The organism is Achromobacter sp. EG18 (assembly GCF_059759395.1).
On sequence record NZ_CM186213.1, the window covers coordinates 1,281,482 to 1,300,505 of the forward strand.

A 19,024-nucleotide genomic window follows, 5' to 3' on the forward strand; every position below is an offset into this window, starting at 1 on the left:
ATGCCGCTCCGATGCCCAGCCCCAAGCTCAGACTGGACCGCTCGCGGCACGCCGCGCCCCAGGTCTTCGAACATCTGCGCGAACAGATCATGTCGCTGGCGCTGGCGCCGGGCGCGCCGTTGTCGCGCGTGACGCTGGCCGAGGCCTATGGCCTGAGCCAGACGCCGATCCGCGATGCGCTCATGAAGCTGGCCGAGGAAGCGCTGGTCGAGATCTATCCGCAGCACACCACCGTGGTCAGCCGCATCGACATCGCCGCGGCGCGTCAGGCGCATTTCCTGCGGCGTTCGATCGAACTGGAAATCGTGCACCTCCTGGCGCAGAAGCCCGATCCCCTGTTGATCCAGCGTCTGCAGGCCAGCATCGACCGCCAGCGCGTCTGCCACGCCGCCGGCCAATACCAGCAGTTCATGGAAGCCGACCAGGCCTTCCATCGTGACATGCACACAGCCGCCGGCGTCACGGCGCTGTGGGACATGGAGCAGCGCTACAGCGGCCACGTCGACCGCCTGCGCCGCCTGCACCTGCCGGAAGCCGGCAAGGCCGAACGCATCATGGACGACCACCAGCGGGTGCTGGACGCCATCGCCGCCGGCGACGCGCCGCGGGCGCAGCAGGCGCTGCGCGAGCACCTGTCGGGCACCCTCAGCCAGGTGGCCGAGATCTGCAAGCGCTATCCGGACTACGTGCTGGCGCCCTACTCCAACGCATAACGCACGATGAGGGTCCTGCCGTCTCGATCGGCATGCACCAGCAGGCCCTCGCCCGCCGCGTCCAGGCCGAGCAGCCCGCGCTCCTGGTCGGGCGACAGCTGGAACGGCCGCCAACTGCGCCCCTGGTCGCGGGTGTGGAAATACGTGCGGGTGTATTCGCCAAACGAAAACAGGTGGTCGGCGTAGGTCTGGATCACCCAGCCGTTGCGGCCGAACCAGGCCTGCCCGATCCAGGTGGGCCGGCCCCGCACGTCGGGTGTGGCGGCCAGTTCGTGCCAGTTGCCCTGGTCCGGCTCCAAGCGAAAGATGCGGTTGCCATGGGTGGCATACACCGGCTGGCCCAGCACCGGGCGCGATAGCGGGTCCTGCGCCGGCACCGGCGCCACGTCATGGGTGATGCGGAATGCCGGCGACGCGCCGCTCTGGAACCGCACCTCGAAGCGCCGCGTCTCGATGCGCCGCGCGCCGCCGTCGGCGGTGACGCCTTCGCGCCAGCTCCAGCCCACCGCGCGGTCGGCCGCCGCCGGGTACAGCGACCAGCCGTAGGCCAGTTGCTCGCCCGCGCCCGCCTGCTCATGAAAGGCCTTGGCGTAGCTGCCGGCATCGGGCCAGACCTGTTCGCGCAACCGCAGCGCCGACCAGCGCCGGGCGCCGTCTTCGCTCACCAGCAGGCGCTCGCCATCCGCGCCGTCCTCCAGCGCCACGGCGCGCGCCTCGCTCAGGAACATGGTGTGCCGTTGCGGCGCGCCCAGCGCGACCTCCGGATCGTAGCGCCATGTGGCGCCCTGGTCGTCGGAACGCAGGACGTCCCGCGCGGCCGGTTGGTCGCCGTCGCCCGGACGGCGCAAGGTGCTGGTCACCAGATACAGAGTCTGGCCCGGCGTGCCGATGAGCGTCACGCCGGTGTCGCCGGCAATCGAACCCAGCAGCGCGTAGCGGCCGTTGTCGCGGCCGCCATAGACCAGGTTGCGGACCTCGCGCGAGGCCGCGCCGGCGCGCAACAGATCCAGCGCCAGGTCGGCCCGCCCGGCGGCCAATGCCGGCGCGGTCCCCTGCGCCGACGCGCGCCGGGGTTCATGGCGCTCGGCCACGGCCGGAAGTAGCGCGTCCAGCACCGGCGCGCGGCCCAACCCGGCCAGGTCGCGCTCGCCCGAGATCAATTGACCGGTCAGGTACTGGCGATCGCCATAGCGGTACAGGCGCGTGCGCGAATAGCCGGCCAGCGGCGGGCCGTCGAGTTCGCCAATGACCTCGCTGCGTGTCAACGGCTGGCCTTCCGGCACCAGCTGGTGCAGGCCGTAGGCCAACAGGCCGGTCGCGGCGATCGCGGCCACACCCGCGAACCCCCTGATATTCATCGTGCTCGTCACTCCTGCGATGCGGGACAGCGCCAGACGTCGCCATGAGCGCCATCCGGACGGACGAGACTATACCTCCGCGCCGCACACCGCGCCGCGCTCGGGCTGTGGCCGGATCTTTCTCTATACTGGGGCCACTCACACGGACGCCGCTCGGGAAACGCCCTCATGACAGCAAGGCAAGCGCTACACACACTGATCCTGGCCATGCTGGCGGGATCGGCCTGGGCCGAGCCGGCCGCCACGGCGGCGGACGCCTGCGCCGCGGCGCAGCGTGGCGGCAAAGCAGCGCAGGCCGACGCCTGCGCGGGCGCCAGCGTGCCGCGCGAGGCGGACAATACCGGTCTGGCGCCAAGCCCTGGCTCGGACTGGCAGCCGCTGGCCCCGCAAAGCATGCCGGGGGTGTTCTATGACGGCGCCTCCATCACGCAGCTGTCCGAACGGCCGGTGGTGATGCTGGCCACGGTGGCCTGGTTCTACGCCCAGCCACGGGTCTCCGAAACCAATGGCCAGCCCTACGGCTCGGTAACGCAGGCCGTGATCATGAACTGCAGCAACAATACCTACACCGTCACCGAGACCCAGCATTACGCCGGCCCCAACGCCACCGGCAGCCTGGTGGAATCGCTGCCCGTGGCCGGCATGTCGAGCGCGCCGGTGGTGCGCGACCCGGTGCAACGCTCGCTGCGCACCGTGATCTGCCCGGCCGACGGCCGCCGCGCGCCGCCCCAGGGCACGGCGGCGGGCAAGGACTAAGGCCTGCCGCGACCGCGCCGCGCGTCCCGGCCACGCATCCGGATGTCCATGCGAGGCGCCTGTCGCACGGACAGGGCCTAGCCGCGCCAATAGCGGTAGAGCGCGCGCGCCGCGGCGTCCAGCGCGAAACCGAGCGCCCCGATCAGCAGCACCATGGCCATCAGTTCCGAATAGGCCAGCCTGTCGCGCGTGTCCAGGATGAAATAGCCCATCCCCGCCGATACGCCCAGCATTTCGCACGGCACCAGCACGATCCAGAGGATGCCGATGGCCAGCCGCACCCCGGTCAGGATGTGGCCCAGGACGCCAGGCAGGATCACGTGACGCAGGGTTTCCCAGCGGGTCGCGGCCATGCTTTGCGCCAGCTGCAGCCAGCGCGCGTCCAGCTGCTGCACGCCTGCGGCCGTATTCAGCACGATGGGCCACACCGCGGCAAAGGCCAGCAGGAAATACACCGGGTCGTCGCCCACGCCGAACACCATCACCGCTATCGGCATCCACGACAGCGGCGAGATCATGCGCAGGAACTGCATGGCCGGCGACAACGCCGCCTCCAGGCGCCGGTAGCTGCCGATGGCCAGCCCGAGCGGCACGCCGATGGCCAGCGCCAGCCCCAGGCCCACGGCCACGCGCCGCAGGCTCACCAGCACGTGCAACGGCAGGTCCGAGCCGGTCAGCAGTCGCCACAGGCTGGCGAAGGTGGCGGCGGGCGCAAAGCGCCGCGCCATGCCGCCGGAGGGCGCCAGTACCTCGGTGCCCAGCCACCACAGCGCCAGCAGCGCCGCCAGGCCGGCCAACCCAAGCACGGCGCGCGCGGCCGGGCCGTCGCGCCGCGCGCGGGAGCGCGCAGGCACGGCGACGGGCTGCGCGCCGCCCGCGGCCAGCGACTGGCGCGCCGTCACGCCCGCACCATCTCGGCCCGGCTGTACGACTCGGGAAAGCCGAAGCGTCCCAACCCGCCCGCCGCCTCGATGGCGCGCCTGACGTAGCGGTCGTCGACCAGCTCGGCGGCCGCCCGCGCCGGATCCAGGTTCGCCAGAAAGCCGCGATCGGCCTCGATCACGGTGCCGCGCAGGCGCCGCACCAGTTCCTCGGTATAGCTGGGGAACGGGTATGGCTGGAAGTCGATGCGGCGCTCATCCCAGTCGGCGTGGCGGATCGCGCCGCTGGCCAGGTATTGCTCGCGGTCGGACGGCGGCGGCGCCAGTACCTTGCTCAAGGCCGGCAGGCCGTGCGGGGTGTAGCGGTTGATGCCTTCCTTGGACAGCAGCCTGGCGGTCTCTTCGCGGTTGTCGCGGATCCACAGCTGCGCCTGGACGATGGCGTCGACCACCTTTTGCGACCACTCGGGGCGCTGCTGCAGGTCGCGCTCGTGCATGAACACCACGCAGCAGGCGTGGTTGCGCCAGACGTCGCCGGTAAAGCGCAGCACCTTGCCCACGCCCAGCGTCTCGGCCACGGCATTGAAGGGTTCGGCCACGATGTAGCCGGCGATGCGGTTCTGCGCCAGCGCCGGCGGCATGTCGGCCGGCGCCATCACCACCAGGTTGACTTCGTTGGCGGCTGGCGCGCCGTCCTTGCGCGACACGGGCTCCAGGCCGTTCTCGCGCAGCAGGTATTGCAGCACCACGTTGTGGATGGAATACCAGAACGGGATCGCCACGGTCTTGCCGCCCAGCTGCTTGACGTCGTTGATGGCCGGCGCCACCGTCAGGCCCGAGCCGCCGACGTGGTTCCAGGCCACCACTTTGGCCGGCACCTGGCTGCCGAAGCGCGCCCACACCGTCATCGGCGACAACAGGTGCACCACGTTGACCTGCCCCGAAATGAACGCCTCGATCACCTGCGCCCAACTGCGCAGCAGCGTCGGCTTTTCGGCCTTCACCCCGGCCTTGTCGAACAGGCCGTTGTTATGCGCCACCAGCAATGGCGCCGCGTCGGTGATCGGCAGGTAGCCGATGCGCACCGGGGCGTCGGGCTCGCTCTGCGCCCGCGCGTTGAACGCCGACAGCAGCGGCGCGGCGCCGCCCACCGTCAGCAGGGCCGAGAGTTTCAACCAGTCGCGACGCGACATGTGTTCAAGGCACATCGATAGACTCCTTGGCGGCTTGGCCGCGTGCAACCCGCAGCGCATCGCGCAGGCGGGTCAGGATTTCCAGGCGCAGCGCGCCCATTTCAGACAAGAGATCGGCGCGCGGCTGCGGCAGGTCCACCGACCACACGCCCAGGATGCGTCCGGGCGCGCCGCCCAGCAGCACGATGCGGTCGGCCAGCAGCAGCGCTTCGTCGATATCGTGGGTGATGAGGACGGCGGCGGTATGGAAGTCGGCCACCACCTTGCGCAGCAGCGCCTGCATATCGCCGCGCGTGACCTCGTCGAGCGCGCCGAAGGGTTCGTCCAGCAGCAGCACCGCCGGCTGGCGCGCCAGGCAGCGCGCCAGCGCGGTGCGCTGCGCCATGCCGCCGGACAGTTGCGCCGGCCGCAGGTGGCGCGCATGCGACAGGCCGACCTCGTCGATGGCCTGGTCGATCCGCAGGCGCCGTTCGGCCGCGTCCAGCACGGGCTGGTGGACGAAATCCAGGCCGAACGCGACATTGCGCTCCAGCGACAGCCACGGCAACAGGCTGGGGTCCTGGAACGCCACCGCCACGCGCGGATGCACGCCGGTCAACGGCGCGCCCTCCATCAACAGCGTGCCGGCGCTGGCCGGTTGCAGGCCGGCCAGCACCCGCAACAGGCTGGACTTGCCGGCGCCGCTGGCGCCCAGCACCGCCACCACCTCGCCCCGATCCAGCGCCAGGTCCACGTCCTGGAACACGGCGGTGGGCGCGCCGGGGTAGCGCAGCGCCAGCGCGCTGGCCTGCAACACGGGGCGCGGCGGCGCGCTCATGCGGCGCCCTCGGCCGCGAGCCGGGCCTGGCGCTTGGCCAGCTCGGTCTTGAGCTGCACCAGGCTGGGGGTGACGATGGGCAGGAAGGCCGCCTCGCGCCAGCGGCGCGCAAAACCGTCGCCAGCCGGTCTCAGGTAGGCCGCGCCGCCGCTGGCCTGCAGTTCCAGCTGCACTGCCTGGCTGGCGATCTCGGCCAGGGCGATGCGGCTCTCGAACAGCAGCCACGGTTCGGCCACGAAACGTTCGCTGCGCACGCCGGCCACCAGGCGCGCGGTCACTTCGTCGAGCTGCCGCGCCAGCGCCTGCAGGGGTTCGGCGAGGATGCCGCGCGAGGCCTGGCCCTGCCCGGCCTCGCCAGCCGCGCGCAAGGCGCGCCGCGCCAGGCCGATGGACAGGCCGCATTGCAGCCCGGCGAAGGCCGGCCGCGCTCGAGGCAGATACTGGCGCGCGTCCGGATGGATCAGCCATTCGGGCCCGATGCGTACATCGCGCACGTCCAGCGCCGCCGTGTTGCTGGACTGCAGGGCCAGCAGGTTCAGGTCGGCGCTGCGCGTCAGTCCGTCGATGTCGTGCGGCAAGGCCACCACCGCCGGCGTGCCGTCCGGCGACGAGACGGCCGCGGCCACCAGGAAGCCCTGCTTGCGCAGGTTGGTCACCCACGGCATGCGGCCGTCCAGCCGCCAATCCGTGCCGTCCTGGCGCGCGCCGATCTGCAGCGATTCGATGCCGCTGAGGAACTTCATGGCGTTCGACAGCGCCGTGGCGCCGGCCGTTTCGCCCGCCAGCAATGGCGCCAGCCACGCCCGCGACAAGGCCGCGTTGGGGCTGCGCAGCAGGTATTCGATGAAAACGCGCTGGCCCCAGGCCACGAAGGCCGCGGCCACGGAATGCTCGGCCACCTGCGACACTGCCTCGATGGCGTCGCCGATATCGGTGCCCGGCGCGCCGCCCTGCTCGGCCGGCACGCCCAGGCGGAACACGCCCGCGTCGGCCAATCGCGGCAGGACCTCGGCGGCGTCATGGCTGCCGTCGTCCAGCGCGCCGGCATGGGCGTCGAGCCAGGCGGCCAGCCCGGGCGACAGGCGCGGGTCCGGTTGCCGCGCCGTCATTGCGCGCCGCTCCAGGCGTAGGCGCCCAACTGCTCGTTCAGCGGCGTCTGCGCCAGGTTGTTGCCGAAATTGCAGATGGTCGCCAACCCCACGCCGACGATCACTTCGAGCGCGTTGCCGTCGCTGTAGCCGGCCTCGCGCAAGGCTTGCAGCTCGGCGTCGCTGACGCGGCCGCGGGTACGGATCACGGCTTCGGTGAACGCGGCCAGCGCCTGCAGGCGGGCATCGGGCAGCGTGCCCTGCGCGCGCAGCGCCTCCACCACTTCGGGCGAAAGCTTGGCCTTGTTGCGCGCCAGCGCGGTGTGGCCGGCCACGCAGAAGGTGCAGCCGTGGCGGGTACCCGCCACCAGTTGCACCACCTCGCGTTCCTGCAGTGTCAGCCCGGCGCGCGCGTTGATCTGCGACAGCGTCTGGTAGGCTTCCAGCGCCACCGGCGCGTTGGCCAGCACGCCCAGCAGGTTGGACAGGTAGCCCGCGCCCTGTTCGGCGGCGGCCAGCGCGGCGCGGGTGGGTTCGGGGGCGCTTTGCGCGGTATGGACGGGCAGACGGGCCATGAAGGTCTCCAGAAGACTGTCAACGAAAACTCGATTGTGCGGGCGCCCCGCCCCGCGCGACAATGCACGGGGATCGCAAGCTGATGCTCGATCCTATCGACTTTCAGCTATGCGCTTATAACCAGGCGCGATCGCCATCATCGCGCCAAACTGATCCGGTCGTTCCGCCATACCAGCGCGGCCGCCACTCGCCTGCCCTTGCCATGCCGCCCTCGCCCGCCCCGAACGCCGATCAAGCCGCCGTCGACGCCCTGCTGCTGTCGAGCCTGGAGGTGCAGTCCAGCTTGTATCACCTGGGGCAGTACTGCGGCAATTGGTCGGCCAGCACCAGCGGCCGGGCCCGCGCCAGTTTCCACCTGATCCTGCACGGCCGTTGCCGCGTCGACCTGGGGCCGGGCCAGGCGCCGCTGACGCTGGCGGCCGGCGACGGCGTGTTCTTCCTGCGCGACCTGCCGCACGCGCTGACGCCGCTGGATCCGCCCGGATCGGTCGCGCCGGTGTGTCGCGAGATGCGGCCGCTCCTGCCGCGCCAGCCCGACGGCACCGGGCTGGCCTGCGGCTTCTTCCAGTTCCGCCCCGGCCTGGCCGATCTGCTGGCCGATACGCTGCCCGACGTGCTGGTGCTGCGCGCCGACGATGCCCGCTACGCCAGCGCGCGCGGCGTGTTCGACCTGATCCTGGGCGAAACCCGGCGCGACGGCGGCGCCTCGACGGTGGTGCTGGAACGGCTCACCGACATGCTGGTCTTTTTCATGCTACGCCACCTGGCGATCCACGACCGCCAGGCCCACGGCCTGTTCGTGCTGGCGCGCGACCCGGCCATGGCGGGCCTGCTGCAGGCGATCCTGGCGCGGCCGGCGGACCCCTGGAGCATGGACGACATGGCACGCCACGTGCACATGTCCAAGGCCACCTTCCATCGCCGCTTCACGCTGCAAAGCGGCACCACGCCCGCGCAACTGCTGCAACTGCTGCGCATGCGCGTGGCGCGGCGCCTGCTCGCGCAAGGCCTGGCCATCGCCGAGGCCGCCGAACAGGTCGGCTACCGCTCGCAAGCCGCCTTCAGCCGCGTGTTCCAGCGCACCGAGGGCGTGGCGCCTTCGGCCTGGCGCAAGGGCTCGCCTTTGCCGGGCGCGCCCGGCTGAAGGCCGCCGCGCCCCTGCCTTGCGACCCCTCGCGTCCCGGCTCGCGGCGCCTTACGACAGCCCCAGCAACAGTTCCGCCAGCAACTGCGGGTGGGTGATGTGCGCCTCGTGCGGCGCGGCGATGTCGACCCAGTTCCAGCCCGATTGCGACTTCACCCATTGGCGCGAGGCCTCCAGCACTTCCAGTTCCGGCTGGGTGCAATGGATGTAGGTGCGCGGGCGGCCGTTGCCCACGGGATGCCGGAGGGTGAGCGGCGTGGTGTAGCTGGCCAGCGGATGCCGCGTCAGGCGACGCTTGACCCAGGCCTCGTCGGCGCTGCCGGGCTTGAATCCCCAGGCCGCCGGCAAGGGCTCGGGAATCGGCACGGCCAGGCCGTTGGTGGCCTTGGAAGCCGCGGCGATGCGCGCGTCGGCCTCGGCCTTCGGGTACACCGAAAACGCGTTCTGGCCGCTTTGCAGCACGATCGAATCGAAGTACACGAGGTGCGCCAGTCTTTCGGGAATGCGGTCGGCCACGCCCGAGATCGGGATGCCGCCGAAGCTGTGGCCCACCAGGATCACGTCGTTCAGTTCTTCGCTCTCGATCACCTGCACCAGGTCCTCGACGAAGGTGTCGATGGTGATGCCCTTGTGCAGCAGGTGGGCGCGGTCGCCCATGCCGGTGAAGCTGGGCGCGTGGACGCGATGGCCGGCCGCGCGCAGCCGCTCGGCCACCGGACGCCAGCACCAGCCGCCGTGCCACGAGCCGTGCGCCAGCACGTAGGTCTTGGCGCGGCCGGACGCGGGTTGGGCTGTAACTTGGGCTGCGGATTCCGAGGCGGGCCGCGCCACGCCGGCCGGCGCAGCCGCCAGGGCGGGCAGCCCCGCCGCCAGTTGCAACAAGGTCCTGCGGGAAATCATGCTCATGCCGCTTACACCTGTGCCAGGGCCTGGTCCAGGTCGGCCAGCAGATCGTCGATATGCTCGATGCCGATCGACAGGCGCACCGTTTCCTCGCGCACGCCCGCCTTCTGCAGCTCTTCGGGATTGAGCTGGCGATGGGTGGTGGACGCCGGATGCGTGGCCAGCGACTTGGCATCGCCGATGTTGACCAGTCGCGTGAACAGTTGCAGCGCATCCTGGAAGCGCGCGCCGGCTTCGCGGCCGCCCTTCACGCCGAAGGTGAACAGGCCGGGCGCCTTGCCGCCCAGGTACTTGCGCACCAGGGCGTGATCCGGGTGGTCCGGCAGGCCGGCGTAGTTGACCCACTCGACCTTGGGATGCTCGCGCAGGTAGCCGGCCACCTTGACCGCATTCTCGACGATGCGGTCCACCCGCAGCGCCAGCGTCTCGATGCCTTGCAGGATCTGGAATGCATTGAACGGCGAGATCGCCGCGCCGGTGTTGCGCAGCGGCACCACGCGGGCGCGGCCGATGTAGGCGGCCGGGCCGAAGGCTTCGGTGTAGACCACGCCGTGGTAGCTGACGTCGGGCTCGTTCAGGCGCTTGAAGCGGGCCTTGTGCTCGGCCCAGGGAAACTTGCCCGAGTCGATGATGGCGCCGCCCAGGCTGGTGCCGTGGCCGCCCAGGTACTTGGTCAGCGACTGCACCACGATGTCGGCGCCGTGCTCGATCGGGCGCAGCAGGTACGGCGAGGGCACGGTGTTGTCGACGATCAGCGGCAGGCCGTGGCGGTGGGCCAGCTCGGCCAGCGCGGCGATGTCGGTGATGTTGCCCAGCGGGTTGCCGACCGACTCGGCGAAGATGGCCTTGGTGCGCTCGTCGATCTGCGCCTCGAAGGCGGCCAGGTCGCTCGGGTTGGCGAAACGCGTGGTGATACCGTATTGCGGCAGAGTGTGGGCGAACAGGTTGTAGGTGCCGCCGTACAGCGTGCTGGACGAGACGATGTTGTCGCCCGCCTCGGCAATCGTCAGGATGGCGTAGGTCACCGCGGCCTGGCCCGAAGCCAGCGCCAGCGCGGCGATGCCGCCTTCCAGCGCCGCCACGCGCTGTTCCAGCACGTCGGTGGTCGGGTTCATGATGCGGGTGTAGATGTTGCCCGCCACTTTCAGGTCGAACAGGTCGGCGCCGTGCTGGGTGTCGTCAAAGGCGTAGGCCACGGTCTGGTAGATCGGCACGGCCACGGCGCGCGTGGTCGGGTCGGGCTTGTAGCCGCCATGCACGGCAATGGTTTCCAGCCGCCACTCGGGCTTCTTCGGTTCGGTCATGTGGTTTTCCCTGGAACGCAGGTTGTCGATGGTCGAGCCAGATGGCGGGCCCGCGCGCGGCGTCTGGCGGGCATGCGCACCTTTTTCGATCATGTGGATCAGTCCTGGGCAATTCTAGGTATATGACGCGAATTTTGAAATAACCAAGTCCTTATAACCATATGACGACACGGCCTAGTGCCCGCGCGCGCCCAGCCGTTCCAGCCACGCCGGACGCGGCGCCGCATCCAGCCAGTTCTTGACGATCAACCCCAGTTCGGTGTCGCCGGAGATACGCAGCCGACGCTGGAAGAACAAGGTGTCCGCATCAGTCTCGCCGCGCATCAGGGCCAGCAGTTCCGCCACGCCCGCGCCCAGCTCCAGTTCGCAGGCCTCGCGATTCCACATTGGTCGAAAGACGCCGCCGCGCACGGTGAAGCGGCTGCACAGGCCCAGGTCCTCGATGGTGATGGCGAAGCTACGGCCCTCCAGTTCCGGTGGCGGGCTGAGCCAGTTCAGGCGCCGCGCCAACTCCAGCCCGGCGACGAAGTGCAGCGACACCAGCGGCGCGGGCAACCGCCGCCCCAGGCGCGCGACCAGACCCGGCACGGCGAATCGGCTGTCGCTCATAGCCCCTCCTGCCAGGCGATCCCCGACTGGCCATGGAAATAGCCATTGCAGCGGCCGATGCCGGCCGGCGGCTGCACCGTTTCCGGCGCGCGGCCGCCGCGCGCGGCGTCCAGCGCCGCGATGGCTTCGAGCGTGCCGGCCGACTGCGGGCTGACGCGCAGCACGTCGGCGCCCATGTCGGCCAGGTACGCGGCCTGGTCCAGCAGGTCGAGGCAGGCGGCCGACTGCACCTGGATGCCGTTGATCGCCAGGAACTCACGCGATTCACGCGTGCGCATGTCCAGGCCATCGGGATGCTCGATGCAGCGGAACCCGCACTCGTCCTTCTTCAACCGGAAGTGGCGCGCGGTGAAGCAGCGCGCCGAGAACGCCAGCGCCATGCGGCCCCACACCATGATCTCGGCCTGCAAACCGGCCGGCCGCTCGGCCAGCAGCCGCGCCAGCGCATTGACGTGCATTTCCAGCGGCGCCACGAAGCGGGTCGCGCCGCGCGCGGCCAGCCATTCCAGCGTGCCGCCGTGGTAGGCGTTCATGTGCGGACCGGCTACGAACGGCCGGCCGCCCAGGTGGCGCATGGCGCCGGCCTCGCCGGCCTCGACCATGAAATCCCGCTGCTCGCACAGGCGTCTCAGCGCCGAAGCCTCGGCGCCTGTCTCGATCAGGGTGCGGCCGGACAACACCACTTCCTTGCCGGTCGCGGCGAGGTCGCGCGCCAGGTCGAGCCAGTCGTCGGCGCGCAATTCGTGGCGCCGGCTACAGACGGTTTCGCCGACGTAAAGGATATCGGCCGGACTGTCGGCCAGTTCAGCGTAGAACGCCAGCGTGCGCTGGCGCGGCCAGTAGTACAGCAACGGTCCGACCGAGATGCGGAAAGCCTTGGGTTTCATTTCCATGGACGTTCGAATGCGCCTTGCGTGACTTGGGATCCCTCGGCATGGCGCGCCAGCATGGCGTTCCATTCGGGACGGGGGGAATAGCGGTTGGGATCGGCGTGCGCGCTGTCGAGCGCGGCGCGCAGCGTGGACACCACCTGCGTGACGTAGGCCGGGCTGCGCTGGCGTCCTTCTATCTTGATCGCCGCCACGCCCATCTCGGCCAGTTTGGGCAAGAGGCCGATGGCGTTCAGGCTGGTCGGTTCCTCCAGCGCATGGTCGGCATGGCCGTCGACCTCGAAGCGCCCCTTGCACAGCGTCGGATAGGCGGCGGCCTCGCCAGGCCCATAGCGGTCGATCAGGATGCCGTTCAGGCGCGCATCCAGGCGGCCGTCCTGCTCGACCCAGCGCACCGCGCTGGCGGGCGAACAGACGCCCTTGTTGTTGGGCGAATCGCCCGTGGCGTACGACGACAACAGGCAGCGCCCTTCGGCCATGACGCACAGGCTGCCGAAGCCGAACACCTCGACCTCGACGCTGACGTTGGCGCAGATACGGGCGATCTCGGCCAGGGTCAGCACGCGCGGCAGCACCACCCGCTGGATGCCGAACTGTTCCTTCATCAGTTCGATGGCGTCGGTGTGGGTGGCCGAGCCCTGCACCGACAGGTGCAGGCGCAGGTCGGGATAGCGGTCGCGGGCATACGCCAGCAGGCCGGCATCGGCCATGATGACCGCATCCGCGCCCAGCCCGTGCGCGGCATCGACCGCCTCGCGCCATTCATGGCCGCGGCCGGCCTGCACGAAGGTGTTGATGGCGAACAGCACCTTGCGTTGCCGGCTGTGCGCCAGTTCGACGCCGGCGCGGATGTCGTTTTCGGTGAAATTGAGCCCGGCGAAGTTGCGGGCGTTGGTGGCGTTCTTCAGGCCCAGGTAGACGGTGTCTGCGCCTGCCTCGATCGCCGCCTTCAGCGCGGCCAGGCTGCCGGCCGGCGCCACGAGTTCCAGGGGGGAGGTTCGGGTTTGCATGCCGGCCAGTCTAGGGGCCGGCGCGGCGGGTGGCCTTGTCGCAGATCAAACCGTCCGGCGGCGGCGCGCCACGCCGCGCGATTTCAGACCGGATCGTCGCCGTGCAGGCCGTGCTCGACGGCGTAGACCGCGACCTGCACGCGGCTGGTGAGGTTCAGCTTCTTCAACACGTTCTGTACGTGGATCTTGACCGTGCTTTCGCTGACGTCGAGTTCGCGCGCGATGACCTTGTTGCTGGCGCCGCGCGCCAGGCACTGCACGATCTGGCGTTCACGCGCCGTCAGGCGATGGCGTTCGGCCTGTCCCGCCAGCGCCTGCGCGGCCAGGCTGGCCTGGCCGCGGAACTGCTCGACCAGCTTGGCCGTCATGCTCTCGGCGATGACGGGTTCGCCGGCCGCGGCGCGGCGGATGGCCGACGTCAGGGCCTCGGCGTCGATGTTCTTGAGCAGATAGCCGCGGGCGCCGTCGCGCAGCGCCTGGCCCAGCTCGTCGGCTTCTTCCGACACGGTAAGGATGATCACCGCACAGGAAGGCAGATCCTGCGTCAGCAGTTGCAGCGTCTCCAGCCCCGACAGGCCCGGCATGTTCAGGTCCAGCAGCACCACGTCGGGCTTGAGTTCCTTGGCGCGCTTCAGGCCTTCGACGCCATCGCCGGCCTCGGCCACGATCTCGAAATCGGGCTGGCGCTGCAACAGCAGGCGCATGCCCGAACGGAACAGGGTGTGGTCATCGACGAGCAGGATACGGATGGGCATGGTCTTGAAAGGGTCAGGCGGCCTGGCGTTCGGCGTCGGGCAACGTCAAGGCAATGCGCGTGCCGCCGCCGGGCCGGGATTTCATTGTAATCAAGGCATGCATCCGGGCGGCGCGTTCGCGCATGATGTGCAGGCCGACGTGGGCCTCGCCGCGCTGCGCCACTTCGTCCGGATCGTAGCCCTGGCCGTTGTCGGCGATCAGCAGGTTGAAATCGCGGTCGTTGCGCACCACCACGTCGACGCGGTCGGCCTCGGAATGCTTGCGCACGTTCGACAGCGCTTCCTGCAGGATGAACAGCACCTGCAATTGCTGCTCCGGGGCCAGCGGCGCGCCGACGCCCTGGCTGAAGGCCAGCTCGGTGCGCGTGCCGGTCTGGCGGCGGAAACGTTCGACCGTGTCCTGGATGGCGGTCTTCAGGTCGCCCTGGCCCAGCTTGTCGCGGAAATTGGTCAGCAGCTCGCGCACGTCCTTGTAGCTTTCGTCCACGCCGGTGCGCAGCAGCGGCAGGATTTCCTCGACCTCGGCCTGGTCGCCGCGCCTGACGGCCGCGTCCAGCAGCTGCAATTGCAGGTTCAGGAAGTTCAAGCCCTGCGCCAGGCTGTCGTGCAGCCCCTGCGCCACCAGGCCGCGCTCCTGCACCACCGCCAGCTGGCGCGCCTGAGCGCCCAGGCGGCGGTTGTCCAGCGCCACGCCCAGGTGCTGCCCCAGGGTTTCCAGCAGTTGCGAGTCGGACGGCGCCAGCTTGCGCTGGCTGCGAAAATGCAGCGAGTACGAGCCCAGCACCTCGTCGCGCGTGACGATGCGAAACACCGCCACGCTGGCGAAGCCGTCGCGCTGGCAGTTCAGGTCCATCTGCGGCGGCGCCTGGCGAAAATCCTGGATCACGACGACGCCGGCCTGGCGCGTGGCCACGCCGCAATAACAGTCGTCGACCCGCATGCAGTGCTCGGACTCGACCAGTTCCTCGGACAGCCCCACCGACACCACTAGGTTGAGCTTTTCGTTGTCGGGATCGAGCGCGCGGATGCTGCCGCCTTCGGCGTCGAACTGCAGCATGACGCGGCGCAGGAAGCCCTGGCACATTGCCTCGATCTCGTTGGGCTGGTTCAGGAACGCCGCCATGTCGTACAGCGCGCCGATGTCGCGGTTCTGCGCCGCGAGCTGGGCGGTCTTTTCGCCCACCCGCTGTTCCAGGCCGGTGTACAGGCTCTGCAATTCGTCGGCCATGCGGTTGAAACCGCGCGCCAGCACGCCGAATTCATCCTGGCTCTCGACCGGCAGGCGGGTGCTGAACTCGCGCGCCGCCATGCGCTGCAGGCCGTCGCGCAGGCGCAGCACGGGCGCGATGATCCACAGGTACAGCAGGTAGATCATGGCCAGGGTGCCGGCGCTGGCGATGGCCGCCAGCACGCCCTGCGACAGCCGCAGCGAGGTGGTCTTGCCGGCGTTGTCCTGTTCGATCATGCGCACGAGGCCGTCGGCCTTGGCGACGAAATCGGGCAGCGTCTCCAGGTATTCGGCCGCATCCTCGCGGGCGATGGCGCGCAACGCCGCCGGCCGCATGATGTCGCGCCAGTAGTCGGCCACGCCCAGCCAATGCTGGCGGATGGTCGGATCGTTGGGAATGAACAGCGGCCGGGCCGGGTTGCCGCGCGCCAGGCGGGCGATGGTGTCGTCCATCAGTTGCACCTGCTCTTCGGTGCGCGCCTGGCGCCCGGCCTCGGGCCGCATCAGCTCCACCGCGACCCGGTTGGCGCGCATGCGCAGGCTGCCGGTGTCGTTGATGGCCGCGCCCGCGCCTTCCAGCTGCCACGACAGCCACAGCGTCAGGCCGATCATGCCGAGCACCACGATCAACGCCAGCAGCGAACTGGCGACGATGCGCGTCGACAGCCGGTGGCGTGGCGACGGCAGGCCCTGGGCGTCGGAGGGGGAATCGGGTGTGGTCATGAACTGGGCTTGCGCGCGGGCGTGCCTGAAGCGGGTTGGGCGGTTGCCAGCCGTGAGGCGCACGCCGCGCGGCTGGCAGACTCCAGTGTAGTCGTTCCGCTCAACCCTGCCGCACCGCCCGGATGATGAAATCGGCCACCGCGGCCGGGTCGTTCAGGGGCAGGCAAGGCAGGTCCGTGGCCAGCGCCGCGTCGGTCACGATCGCCAGGAAGCCGGCGTCCTCGGCATGCAGCGGCGGCTTGCCCAGCGCCGGACGGTAGACCTCGATGCGGGAAATGGCCGCCTGCTTGAAACCCTCCACCAGCACCAGGTCGGCCGGCGCCAGGCGCAGCAACTGCTCTTGCAGCGACGGTTCCGGCGCCCCGCGCAGCTCGTGCACGATGGCATAGCGGAACGGCGACGCCACCATCACCTCCTGCGCCCCGGCCTGGCGAAAGCGCGCGCTGTCCTTGCCGGGCGGCTCCATCTCGAAGTCGTGGTGGCTGTGCTTGATGACGCTGACCTTCAGGCCGCGCGCGCGCAGCAGCGGCAGCATGGCCTCGATCAGGGTGGTCTTGCCGCTGCCTGAGCGGCCGGCAATGCCGAAAACGGGGGTCATGCGGGCTCCGTGAACAAGGGACAGACAATGGGCAGGAAAGCGTCCGCCCGGGCCGAGTATGCCAGCAAAGCGCCCGCCACCAGGTCGAAGTACCAGCCGTGCAAGGTCAGGTCGCCGGCCTGCAGGCGCCGCTGCACGCACGGCAGGCGCTCCAGGTTGCGCAGCGAGATCAGGATGGAGGCCTGCTCGCAGGCGCGCCGGTGTTCCGCCAGCGACGCCGTCGGCATCTCGCTCAACACGCGCAGGCGCGCCGGCTCGGCGATATCCATCCAGCGGTCCAGGTAGTCCGGCTCGCCGTCGGCGCGCGCCGGCCGCTCCATCAGCGCGCGGATGCCGCCGCACTGGGCATGGCCCAGCACGATGATGCGGCTGACCGCCAGTTGCTCGACCGCGAACTGGATAGCGGCCAGCACGCCGTGGTGGCCCTGGTCGCGGTCGGGCGGCGGCACCAGGTTGGCGACGTTGCGCACGGTGAAGATGTCGCCCGGATCGCAGCCCAGCAGCATGGCCGGATCGACCCGCGAATCGCAGCAGCCCACCAGCAGCGTGCTGGGGTGCTGGCCGTCGCGCAGGTTGCGGTACAGCGACGGCGCCTCTTCGTAGTATTGATGCTGGAAGCGCTGGAAGCCGTCCACCAGCCGTTCGATGTCGCGCATGGTTCAGCCTCCGGTCTGCGACATGAAACGCACGATGCGCTCGGGCCGGGTGGTGAATTCGTGGCGTTCCGGCTTGGCGGCGATGCCGGCGCGGATCGCCCGTTCCAGGTCGGCGTCGCTGGCGCCCTCGCGCAGCAGCCGCCCCAGCGGCACCTGGTCTTCCTGGCCCAGGCACAGGTAGAGGGTGCCGTCCACGCCCAGCCGCACGCGGTTGCAGGCGGCGCAGAAATGGCGCGACATGGGCGTGATGACGCCCAGCACCGGCGCGCCGCCGCCGCTGCTCCAGTAGCGCGCCGGGCCCGCGCCCTGCCCCGCCAGCGCCGGCACCAGGCCGGCGTCGGCCGCCAGCCGCGCGCCCAACTCGCCGAGGTCGGCATGGGCATAGCGGCGGCCGCAATCGCCCACCGGCATCGGCTCGATCAGGCGCAGGATGAAGCCTTGCGCCAGCGCGTAGTCCAGCAGCCGGCGCACGTCGGCCTCGGGCGTGGCGGCATGCACCACGCTGTTGAGCTTGATCGGCGCGAAACCGGCCTCGCGCGCGGCCCGCAGCCCGGCCAGCACGGCATCCAGGCAATCGCGTCCGGTGATGCGGTCGAACTCGGCCGCGTCCAGGGTGTCCAGGCTGATGTTCAGGCGGTGCACGCCCGCCGCCCGCAAGGCGGCGGCATGGCGCGCCAGCTGGGTGCCGTTGGTCGACAGCGACAGGTCATCCACCCCCGGCAGCGCCGCGATGGCGGCGGCCAGGCCGGCCACGCCGCGGCGCAGCAGCGGCTCGCCGCCGGTCAGCCGCAAGCGGCGCACGCCCAGGCCGGCGAACAGGCCCGCCAGGCGCGCCATTTCGTCATGGCGCAGCCAGTTGGCGGGCTCCTCGAAGCCCTTGAAGCCCTTGGGCATGCAGTAGCCGCAGCGCAGGTCGCAACGGTCGGTGACCGAGACCCGCAGGTAGTCGATGCGGCGGCCGAAGCTGTCGACCAGCCCCAGGGGCTCGGCGGGCGCCGCGGTCCCGCTGGCCACCGGGACCGCCGCCAGGGCCGGCGCGGGTGTCATGACGGGCTCCCGAACACCCGGTCGTCCTCGGCGCCGCCCAGGTCGATGCCGCGCACGTCGGCGCGCTCCACCAGCAGCCGGGCATACTGGCGCCAGGCGGTGTCGCGGCTGGCGGCGGCCAGGGCCGAGGCGATCGATTCGCGCACCTGCTCGAACGGCAGCAGGCGCCCTTCGATGCGCCGCGTCACGCGCACGATGTGCAGCCCGTGTCGGGTCTCCAGCACCTGCGGCAGCAAGCCGCCCGCCGGCAAGGCGAACACCGCCTTCTCGAATTCGGGCACGGTGTCGCCGCGCCCCAGCTGCCCCAGGTTGCCTCCCACCGCCGCCGACGGGCAGTTGGACTGCCGCCGCGCCACCTCGGCAAAGCCGGAGGGGTCGGCCAGCAGGTCCGCCAGCACCGCGCTGGCGTGGGCCCGCAGCATGTCCAGGTTGACCCCGGGGGTGACCTGGAACAGGATGTGGTCGGCCTCGATCAGCTCGCCCACGATGAAGCGCTGCGGATTGGCCTGGTAGTAGCGGCGGCAGGCCGCCTCGTCGGCCTCGGGCGCCTGGGCCTGGCGGGCCAGCAAGGCGCCGATGGCGTCGTCTTCGGACAAGGGCTCCGATTCCGACCCCAGCCCCAGCCGCGCCGCCTCGTCCAGCAGCACCCGCCGCAGCACCAGCGCCGTGGTGGCGGCGCGCATCGGGTTGGGCGCGTCCGCGTGCAGCGGCAGTTCTTGCTCCATGTCGGCGTCGGTCAGTTCGACGCCATTGATCGTCACAGGCATGTCGGCCT

At 70.5% G+C, this 19,024-nt stretch carries 20 protein-coding genes; 3 read left to right on the plus strand and 17 right to left on the minus strand.

The annotated features are described in order from the left end of the window. The first annotated feature begins 11 nt into the window (after positions 1-11). Positions 12-713, plus strand: coding sequence for a GntR family transcriptional regulator (locus tag AC6CR5_RS06095; protein WP_446650443.1), 702 nt, complete (start codon positions 12-14; stop codon positions 711-713). Here AC6CR5_RS06095 and AC6CR5_RS06100 read toward each other — a convergent pair. After that, the gene (locus AC6CR5_RS06100) at positions 698-2,071 is read right to left on the minus strand and encodes a hypothetical protein (protein WP_498085349.1); all 1,374 of its coding nucleotides are present in this window, start codon (positions 2,069-2,071) and stop codon (positions 698-700) included. The two genes, AC6CR5_RS06095 and AC6CR5_RS06100, sit on opposite strands and share 16 nt — an antisense overlap. A gap of 168 nt (positions 2,072-2,239) precedes the next feature. Between AC6CR5_RS06100 and AC6CR5_RS06105 the strand changes: the two genes are divergently transcribed. Further along, on the plus strand, positions 2,240-2,827 hold the full coding sequence (locus tag AC6CR5_RS06105; protein WP_045953161.1) for a surface-adhesin E family protein: 588 nt from the start codon (positions 2,240-2,242) through the stop codon (positions 2,825-2,827). Positions 2,828-2,904: 77 nt separating this feature from the next. On the opposite strand, the gene AC6CR5_RS06110 is transcribed toward AC6CR5_RS06105, so the two are convergent. From AC6CR5_RS06110 to AC6CR5_RS06130, 5 genes are read right to left on the minus strand one after another with little or no spacing between them, the layout of a single operon-like run. Beyond that, positions 2,905-3,729 carry an ABC transporter permease gene (locus tag AC6CR5_RS06110; RefSeq protein ID WP_498085350.1) on the minus strand — a complete coding sequence of 275 codons (825 nt, stop codon included), beginning with the start codon at positions 3,727-3,729 and terminating at the stop codon, positions 2,905-2,907. Then, positions 3,726-4,916 carry an ABC transporter substrate-binding protein gene (locus AC6CR5_RS06115; protein ID WP_047990864.1) on the minus strand — a complete coding sequence of 397 codons (1,191 nt, stop codon included), beginning with the start codon at positions 4,914-4,916 and terminating at the stop codon, positions 3,726-3,728. Before AC6CR5_RS06115 ends, AC6CR5_RS06110 begins: the two co-directional genes overlap by 4 nt. Then, entirely contained in the window at positions 4,906-5,718 is an 813-nt protein-coding gene (locus tag AC6CR5_RS06120) for an ABC transporter ATP-binding protein (protein ID WP_053499269.1), read from the minus strand. The genes AC6CR5_RS06115 and AC6CR5_RS06120 overlap by 11 nt, the downstream gene beginning before the upstream one ends. Next, positions 5,715-6,827, minus strand: coding sequence for an acyl-CoA dehydrogenase family protein (locus tag AC6CR5_RS06125; protein WP_054444768.1), 1,113 nt, complete (start codon positions 6,825-6,827; stop codon positions 5,715-5,717). The genes AC6CR5_RS06120 and AC6CR5_RS06125 overlap by 4 nt, the downstream gene beginning before the upstream one ends. Further along, the gene (locus tag AC6CR5_RS06130; RefSeq protein ID WP_020927830.1) at positions 6,824-7,381 is read right to left on the minus strand and encodes a carboxymuconolactone decarboxylase family protein; all 558 of its coding nucleotides are present in this window, start codon (positions 7,379-7,381) and stop codon (positions 6,824-6,826) included. Before AC6CR5_RS06130 ends, AC6CR5_RS06125 begins: the two co-directional genes overlap by 4 nt. A gap of 203 nt (positions 7,382-7,584) precedes the next feature. Between AC6CR5_RS06130 and AC6CR5_RS06135 the strand changes: the two genes are divergently transcribed. Further along, positions 7,585-8,526 (plus strand): AraC family transcriptional regulator, encoded by a 942-nt coding sequence (locus AC6CR5_RS06135; protein WP_498085351.1) that lies wholly within the window; start codon positions 7,585-7,587, stop codon positions 8,524-8,526. 51 nt (positions 8,527-8,577) lie between these two features. On the opposite strand, the gene AC6CR5_RS06140 is transcribed toward AC6CR5_RS06135, so the two are convergent. The 11 genes from AC6CR5_RS06140 to AC6CR5_RS06190 all read right to left on the minus strand — a co-directional run bounded on the left by AC6CR5_RS06140 (position 8,578) and on the right by AC6CR5_RS06190 (position 19,016). Continuing rightward, positions 8,578-9,432: an alpha/beta fold hydrolase gene (locus AC6CR5_RS06140; protein ID WP_020927832.1), complete on the minus strand. Its 855-nt coding sequence runs from the start codon at positions 9,430-9,432 to the stop codon at positions 8,578-8,580. 5 nt (positions 9,433-9,437) lie between these two features. After that, on the minus strand, positions 9,438-10,733 hold the full coding sequence (locus AC6CR5_RS06145) for an O-acetylhomoserine aminocarboxypropyltransferase/cysteine synthase family protein (protein WP_024068964.1): 1,296 nt from the start codon (positions 10,731-10,733) through the stop codon (positions 9,438-9,440). Positions 10,734-10,907: 174 nt separating this feature from the next. Then, entirely contained in the window at positions 10,908-11,342 is a 435-nt protein-coding gene (ubiT, locus tag AC6CR5_RS06150; protein WP_150100468.1) for a ubiquinone anaerobic biosynthesis accessory factor UbiT, read from the minus strand. Beyond that, a complete protein-coding gene (locus AC6CR5_RS06155; protein WP_047991615.1) occupies positions 11,339-12,229 on the minus strand; it encodes a U32 family peptidase in 891 nt (296 codons plus the stop codon). Before AC6CR5_RS06155 ends, ubiT begins: the two co-directional genes overlap by 4 nt. Beyond that, positions 12,226-13,242, minus strand: coding sequence for a ubiquinone anaerobic biosynthesis protein UbiU (gene ubiU, locus AC6CR5_RS06160; RefSeq protein ID WP_047990868.1), 1,017 nt, complete (start codon positions 13,240-13,242; stop codon positions 12,226-12,228). Before ubiU ends, AC6CR5_RS06155 begins: the two co-directional genes overlap by 4 nt. Positions 13,243-13,325: 83 nt before the next feature. Further along, positions 13,326-13,997 carry a response regulator gene (locus AC6CR5_RS06165; protein ID WP_498085352.1) on the minus strand — a complete coding sequence of 224 codons (672 nt, stop codon included), beginning with the start codon at positions 13,995-13,997 and terminating at the stop codon, positions 13,326-13,328. Positions 13,998-14,010: 13 nt separating this feature from the next. Beyond that, positions 14,011-15,948, minus strand: coding sequence for a type IV pili methyl-accepting chemotaxis transducer N-terminal domain-containing protein (locus AC6CR5_RS06170; RefSeq protein ID WP_498085353.1), 1,938 nt, complete (start codon positions 15,946-15,948; stop codon positions 14,011-14,013). Between the two features lie 100 nt (positions 15,949-16,048). Further along, the gene (gene mobB, locus AC6CR5_RS06175) at positions 16,049-16,546 is read right to left on the minus strand and encodes a molybdopterin-guanine dinucleotide biosynthesis protein B (RefSeq protein ID WP_498085354.1); all 498 of its coding nucleotides are present in this window, start codon (positions 16,544-16,546) and stop codon (positions 16,049-16,051) included. Next, a complete protein-coding gene (locus tag AC6CR5_RS06180; RefSeq protein WP_054505875.1) occupies positions 16,543-17,202 on the minus strand; it encodes a carbonic anhydrase in 660 nt (219 codons plus the stop codon). The genes mobB and AC6CR5_RS06180 overlap by 4 nt, the downstream gene beginning before the upstream one ends. Positions 17,203-17,205: 3 nt before the next feature. Next, a complete protein-coding gene (moaA, locus tag AC6CR5_RS06185) occupies positions 17,206-18,249 on the minus strand; it encodes a GTP 3',8-cyclase MoaA (protein WP_238919455.1) in 1,044 nt (347 codons plus the stop codon). Further along, positions 18,246-19,016 (minus strand): peptidylprolyl isomerase, encoded by a 771-nt coding sequence (locus AC6CR5_RS06190; protein WP_116791124.1) that lies wholly within the window; start codon positions 19,014-19,016, stop codon positions 18,246-18,248. Before AC6CR5_RS06190 ends, moaA begins: the two co-directional genes overlap by 4 nt. Positions 19,017-19,024 lie beyond the last annotated feature (8 nt).